The following is a 6,085-nucleotide window of genomic DNA, read 5'->3' as shown; positions in this document are numbered from 1 at the left end:
GGTAATGTCAGTTACGGCTGCTTTTGCATACAGTGAACCCAATTGTGGTGGCGGTGGCGGCGGCTGGGGTGGTGGTGGCAAAAAACCCCTTCACCAATGTGAACCCAGATAATTTGAGTAAGCCTCCAATTGGGGGCTTTATTCAATTACCGTTGTTGTTAATTAGCATTTGATACCAATAGCATTCCTTTTGCGTGTTACTTTAAAAGGACCATACAACTTTCTACTATTTGTACAACAGCCACGATGTCGTGAAGGTTGTTGGGGAGAATGGAGAAGAGCTAACCTTTTCATGACCCTTCAAGGAGTCTGTAAAATATTCTGTGTATACGCTCAATCTCTATACTACAAAAAACCTAAAAAGTGACCAAGCGATCTAACAAAATGCCATTTAGCGGTGGATAAGGAAAAGCAGTCCTCGGCTCAGACCCTCAGACTGCTATTCCCTAAACCTTCTACAACCTAGGACTCACAAGAAACTTCACCTGATTCTTCTCCTTCAACAAAGCCTCAAAGCCCTGTTCCACTACATCATCCAGCTTGATCCGCTGCGTAACCAGCTTCTCTGCAGGGAAAAACCCTTTTTCCATCAGGCTGATGACGGCGGGGAAAACATCGCGGTATCCGATGATGCCTGTCATGGTTCGCTCCTTCATGACAATGTGGTTCGGTTTGATGGGCGCTTCTCTTTCGAAGATGCTGACAATCATGATCTGTCCGGCGATTTTGGTCGACTCGATAGCCTGGGTGAGAACAGGAGGTACCCCGGTCACCTCGAAGGCGATGTCGGCTCCGCCGCCTGTGCGTTTGTGAATCTCCTGGACGACATCGCATTCTTTCGGATCGATGACGATCGCGCCCAGCTCCGCTGCTTTGAGCTTGCGTTCCGGAGACAGCTCGACTGCGTAAATTTCCGATGCACCGGAAGCTTTCAGCGCCTCAATGACCAGCAAGCCGATCGGACCGGTGCCGAACACGACAGCCTTGTCCCCGACCTTCAGCTGGCTGGAACGGACAGCGTAAAGCGCGACGGCGGATGGCTCGACCAGAGCGCCTTGCTCATAGGAGACGCTGTCGGGAATTTTGTGGACCATGTGTTCATCGGCTGCTACGTATTCAGAGAAGCCGCCGCCACCGCCTGCGAGGCCGAGGAAGCCCATTTTTTCGCAAAGGTTGTATTTGCCTTGCTTGCACGCAGGGCATGTCCCGCACGCGAAGACGGGCTCGACGACGACGCGGTCGCCCACTCTGACCGAGGTGACGCCTTCCCCGATCTCCACGACTTGTCCGGAAAATTCATGCCCCATCACGATAGGAGCTTTTTCGTTTGTCAGCGGGTGGGGAGTACCCTCCGGGATGAAAATCGGGCCAGCCACATATTCGTGCAGGTCGCTTCCGCAGATGCCGCACCATTCCACTCTGATTTTGACTTTCCCTTTCAGCGCTTGAGGTTCTGCAATCGTTTCCAGGCGCAAGTCTTTTACGCCATGCCAGCGCAACGCTTTCATATCTGCCATCTCCTTGTCAGGTTGGATGAGAAAATTGAAATTCAGCAAGTAAAGTAGGAAACGTTTCCGAAAATTAATATGTCATATGTTTGATACATTGTCAAATTGATTTGCGAATGAAAATGGTTAAAATAGTTACCTTTATCCCAAGCTGGTTATGGGCGTTTTATTGTACGGCACTTCTGTTCGTATCTCGCAGCAGCGAGGCTAGAAGGGAAGGTGAAAAAGAGCACTGCCCGTTGCCCGTCAAAACGGCAGTGGCATATGATATAATAGAGAGAGGCGACTGACGTTGGTTCGTATCGCAGAAAACGATTCCAATAAGGAAGGGACATCTCTTTTGGCCACAAAGAAAAAAGTAACGATTGAAGATGTAGCAAAGAAGGCGGGGGTAGGGATCGCCACCGTATCCCGCGCCATTAACAATAGCGGCGGGATCAGTCCCAAGACGAAGGCGCTGATCCTCCAAGTCATTGAGGAAATGGGTTTTATTCCAAATACTTCAGCCCAGAGCCTGAAGGTGCGGCAAACCAATCAAATTGCATTGGCTGTGCCGGACATCCGCAATGCGATCATTCCCGAAATCGCCTGGTCCGTGGAGCAGACCGCCAAGCAGCACGGCTACCGCGTCGTCCAGATCAACACCTCCGGCAACGCCCGGACTGAGCTGGAGACGGTGCGCGAGGTGAAAAAGCTGCATGTGGACGGGCTGATTATCATGCCGCTTGCGTATCCGAAGACCTTGGTCGAATTGATCAATAAAACAACCGTGCCCGTTTCGATCATCAACTATGGAAAAAAGCTCGACGACAATGTGAAAGCGGATATTGTCGGCTTGGCCAGCCAGGAAGGCCGTTTGGTCATGGAGCATCTGATCAAAATCGGACGGACGAGGATCGCATACGCGGGCGCGCCGAAGAACAAAATTGAGGAACGGTACTTTGCCTACGAACAGTCTTTGCCGCAGGTCGATCCTTCCCTCGTTTATTTTGGCGAGGATTTCTCGTTTGAAACGGGCTTGCGGGCGGCTGATTACTTTTATAGCTTGAAAAACATGCCAGATGCCATCTACGCGGTAAACGACATGGTGGCCATCGGGATTGTGAATCGGTTCAAGGAGTTGGGTGTCCGTGTTCCGGAGGATGTGGCGGTCGTGGGCATCGACAACAACCTGTGGACAACGGTAACAAGCCCGCAAATCAGCTCGGTCTCGATCATGGGGGATGAAGTGGCCCGCCTGGCAACCGAACTTTTGCTGAAGCGGATTCGCGAGCATGGGGCCGGGGCGTATGAGCGCGTGCAGTTCGAGCCTCGGCTGATCGTCAGGGAGTCGAGCGTGGCTGTCATTCGCCAATCCCCCTTGATTACGTAAACCGATGAGCAGGCAAGTCCCTGCTTTGCCATGACTGGCAGGCAAAACGTATTTCTTAAAGAACATATGGGCGGGTAAACCGATCAAGCTGTGACCTGGAAGGGGGTGGCTTTTTAACAAGCGATCCTCTTGCCGGTCATTTGTTTTTCTCAGGTACGCATAGCTACTCCCGTTTGACCTATGAATAATGCCTCATACAGCCTACATAGCATTTCTATCAGTCCTGTCCCGACTTTTATTGCTAGCGAAACAATACAAATTCCAGTCCCATGACCCTCCGAACTAATTAGGAACACTCCATTATTTCCTCTCAGTTGGTTTGCGGAAGCGGAGCAATAGGTCTCTCATTCTAATCCACCAAAACTTACATTTGTACAATTTTACATATGTTTAACATACATAATTTCTAACAAGTACTTTCTCTTGGACGAATGTATCCCCTATCATCCCCTACTGCAAGAGAAGGATAGGCCCGGCGATTTTTTTCCAAATGAAACAAAACAGAGGAGGGCTTTTTATATTCACATTTCCAAAGCTGTCCAAACTGCTATTGTTGCTTGCTCCGCTGCTGCTGCTGTCCCTGCTCATCTCCCCAAAAGAATGGTCCTATCTGTACGAAGGGAACACAAACAACTGGAAAATCGCTTTTGAAGGGTGAAGATTACCTCCAGCTGTTCCGAAATATACCGCATACCGACAGCCTGCAAAACGAATGTAAAGCGGGAGTAACCGAGGAGCAGGTGAAGCAAATCTTCGGAGATTTCCCCGTCCTTACAATTACCTGGAAAGACGAGCGAGGCGCGGAACATACGGAAACGATTCCATTGAGATTTGTGGAGCAATAGGAAAAACCGGCTGCAAGCTTGCAATAACGCTGATGAAAGCGTTTTGTTGCCGGGAGCTGACGTTTCTTGGGAGCAGAGCCTTGTACGGTCCATGCCCCTAGAGCTATTGCGAAAAACGTGTTACCATTTGCAAGTAGCGTCATCGTGGCACTCCGTTTTGTTATACTCTTAGCAAATGAACGGCTTTCGTGTTAAAACAGAACACGCCAGATGGCAAAGTCGTTGTCAGCGCAAGTGAAGGCTTTTCAAAGCCAAATCAACTTCGCCATTGGATCCTGATGACAGTAGCTCCAACCGGTTCATAACCGATCCATTTCCTATTCCAAATAAAAGTACAGGTGAACGATATGCATATTTTATCAGTAGAAAGCCTCACCAAAGGCTACGGCGAAAAGGTCCTGTTCGACGGGATTTCCTTTCACATCGCCGAGGGCCAGAGAATTGGCCTGATCGGCGTAAACGGGACAGGCAAATCCTCGCTTTTGAAAATCATGGCGGGCCTGGACACGGCGGACAGCGGGAAGGTGATCCACGCCAACCACTTCCGCGTCGAGTACCTGCCGCAAAATCCGAGCTTTGCGGAAAACTCAAGCGTTCTCGAACAGGTTTTTTACGGAGACTCCCCGCTGATGCAGCTGCTGCGGGAATACGAACAGGCGCTGGCGGCGCTGCAGGCGGATCCGGCCGATGAAAAGAAACAGGCCCGGATGCTCAGCCTCCAAGGCCGGATGGATGCGGCCAACGCGTGGGAGGCGAGCACGCTCGCGAAAACGATTCTGACGCAGCTAGGCATCCACGATTTTTCCCAGCAGGTTCAGGAGCTGTCCGGCGGGCAGCGCAAGCGGGTGGCGATGGCCCGGGCGTTGATCCAGCCGGCAGATTTGCTCATATTGGATGAGCCGACGAACCATATCGACAATGCGACGGTGGAGTGGCTGGAGGAATACTTGTCCCGCTACCAGGGAGCTCTTTTGCTCGTAACGCACGACCGTTATTTCCTGGACCGGGTCACAAACCGGATTTTTGAGCTTGATCGCGGCAAGCTGTACAGCTACGAGGGCAATTACGCGACCTTTTTGGAAAAAAAGGCGGAGCGCGAGGAAAATGAAGCGGCTGTAGAGAGCAAACGGCAAAATTTGCTCAGGCGGGAGCTGGCCTGGCTGCGCAGAGGGGCCAAGGCACGCACGACCAAACAGAAGGCCCGCGTCCAGCGAGTGGAAGAGCTGCGGGACAGACAGGTGGACGGACCTGCGGACAAGCTGGAAATGGCTTTGGGAGCGACTCGTCTGGGGAAAAAGGTGCTGGAGATTGAGCATATTCGCAAAGACTACGGCACACGGCAGCTCATCGACGATTTCAGTTACATCGTCCTGCCGCAAGACCGTGTCGGGATTATCGGTCCGAACGGCAGCGGAAAGTCGACGCTGCTGAATATTCTGGCTGGCCGACTGGCCCCTGATGCCGGAACGGTGGAAACGGGACAGACTGTCAAGCTGGCTTATTATACGCAGGAAAATGTGGAGATGGATGAGAAGCTGCGGGTGATCGAGTACATCAAGGAAGCGGCTGAGGTCGTGCACACGAGCGACGGAGAAGTGATCACCGCTTCGCAGATGCTCGAGCGTTTTCTGTTTCCGCCGCATTTGCAGTGGACGCCGATTTCCCGGCTGTCCGGCGGGGAAAAGCGCCGCCTCTATCTGCTCCGCACCTTGATGGGAGAACCCAACGTTCTTTTTTTGGACGAACCGACGAATGATCTCGACATCCAGACGCTGAGCATCTTGGAAGACTATTTGGAGCATTTCCCGGGGGCCGTCATTACTGTGTCCCACGATAGGTATTTCCTCGACCGGACGGTGGATCATCTGTTTGCGTTTGAAGGAAAGGGACGGATTCGCCAGTTTACCGGCAACTACTCGGAGTACCTCGAGGTCCGGCGAAGAGAGCTGGAGCAGGAATCGGCAGAAAAGCGAAAAGCCGAGAAGGCGGGGGCGGATGCCAAGGCGGCTGCTTCCGAAGAGAAAAGCGCCTCCGGACGCGGAAGCAACCGGACGCGCAAGCTCTCCTACAAGGACCAGAAGGAATGGGACGAAATCGAGGACAAGATCGCCTCGCTGGAAAAAAGAAGCGTGCAGCTCAAGCAAGAAATTGCCGCAGCCGGCAGCGATTACAGCAAAGTCGAGAAGCTTTACGCGGAAGAGCAGCAGGTCGCGGCAGACCTGGAGGCCGCGATCGAGCGCTGGGCAGAATTGTCCGCGATGATCGAAGAGCTGGAACAAGGAAAATCATGATCGACGACAGAAGAAGCGACAGCAGAAGAAACCCTTCCCGCTTACTGCCCGGGAAGGGTTTTTGCCATC

General features: G+C 52.3%; 4 protein-coding genes. 3 read left to right on the top strand and 1 reads right to left on the bottom strand.

Annotated elements, in window-relative coordinates:
* Window positions 1-455 precede the first annotated feature (455 nt).
* Entirely contained in the window at window positions 456-1,508 is a 1,053-nt protein-coding gene (locus tag Q3F21_RS10065; protein WP_340251981.1) for a 2,3-butanediol dehydrogenase, read from the bottom strand.
* Window positions 1,509-1,848: 340 nt separating this feature from the next.
* On the opposite strand from Q3F21_RS10065, the gene Q3F21_RS10060 reads away from it, so the two are divergent.
* From Q3F21_RS10060 to Q3F21_RS10050, 3 genes are all read left to right on the top strand, one after another.
* Window positions 1,849-2,880 carry a LacI family DNA-binding transcriptional regulator gene (locus tag Q3F21_RS10060; protein WP_340251994.1) on the top strand — a complete coding sequence of 344 codons (1,032 nt, stop codon included), beginning with the start codon at window positions 1,849-1,851 and terminating at the stop codon, window positions 2,878-2,880.
* Window positions 2,881-3,527: 647 nt separating this feature from the next.
* Window positions 3,528-3,725 carry a hypothetical protein gene (locus Q3F21_RS10055; RefSeq protein WP_340251979.1) on the top strand — a complete coding sequence of 66 codons (198 nt, stop codon included), beginning with the start codon at window positions 3,528-3,530 and terminating at the stop codon, window positions 3,723-3,725.
* Between the two features lie 347 nt (window positions 3,726-4,072).
* On the top strand, window positions 4,073-6,016 hold the full coding sequence (locus Q3F21_RS10050) for an ABC-F family ATP-binding cassette domain-containing protein (protein ID WP_340251977.1): 1,944 nt from the start codon (window positions 4,073-4,075) through the stop codon (window positions 6,014-6,016).
* Window positions 6,017-6,085: the final 69 nt, after the last annotated feature.

The sequence above is a fragment of the Brevibacillus borstelensis genome, from assembly GCF_037834415.1.
In the GTDB taxonomy this organism is placed as follows: domain Bacteria; phylum Bacillota; class Bacilli; order Brevibacillales; family Brevibacillaceae; genus Brevibacillus; species Brevibacillus borstelensis_A.
The sequence above is the reverse complement of the archived record's forward strand: the minus strand, read 5'-3'. Positions and strand labels throughout refer to the sequence as shown.